Source organism: Paracoccus panacisoli, assembly GCF_042435015.1.
GTDB lineage: Bacteria > Pseudomonadota > Alphaproteobacteria > Rhodobacterales > Rhodobacteraceae > Paracoccus > Paracoccus panacisoli.
In genome coordinates this window covers 1-713 of sequence record NZ_JBHMQU010000123.1, presented here as the reverse complement: position 1 = coordinate 713, position 713 = coordinate 1, and the positions used below count along the sequence as shown (strand labels likewise).

Sequence of the window (713 nt, the reverse complement as noted above, 5' to 3'; positions counted from 1 at the left end):
CCGACCGTTGAAGGCTTCGCAATTGCCGTTCTGCATGGGCTTGCCTGGGGCGATGTAGTGCCAGGGCACCCCGTTCTTGTCGGCCCACTTCAGGATGGCGCGGCTGGTGAACTCGGTGCCGTTATCGCTGACGATGCAAGCAGGCTTTCCGTAGATCCGCATCAGCGCATCCAGCTCGCGGGCGACACGGGCGCCCGAGATGCTGGTGTCGGCTGTCAGGCACAGGTTCTCCCGGCAGCAATCGTCGATCACCGCCAGAATGCGGAACTTGCGCGAGGCGCCAAAGCTGTCGGCCAGAAAGTCGAGCGACCAGCGGGCGTTGGGATGCGCCGCCTCCGGCATCGGCGTGCGTGACCCACGGGCCCGCTTGCGCCCGCGCCGTCGCTTGACCGACAGTCCCTCCTCTCGGTAGAGCCGATAGAGCTTCTTGTGGTTCATGATCATTCCGTTGCGCTCGAGCAGAATGCCGATCCGGCGATAACCGAACCGGCGCCGCTTCCCGGCGATCTCCTTCATCTCCTCGCGGATCTCTGGACAGTCCGGCGGGCGTGTGCGCCGGACCGTTTTGGGATCGACACCGACAAGCTGGCAGGCCCGACGCTGCGAGATATCGTGATCCCGCATTGCCCTGAGCGCTGCCTCTCGCCGCTTGGTCAGCGTCGTCAGTTCTTTCCCAGAAGATCCTTCAGGACGACATTGTCGAGCATCGTGTC

At 64.0% G+C, this 713-nt stretch carries 1 pseudogene; it reads right to left on the bottom strand.

Going from position 1 to position 713, the window contains the following annotated elements:
- A pseudogene (locus tag ACFHYO_RS16130) lies at positions 1-713 on the bottom strand (IS3 family transposase); the annotation flags it as partial.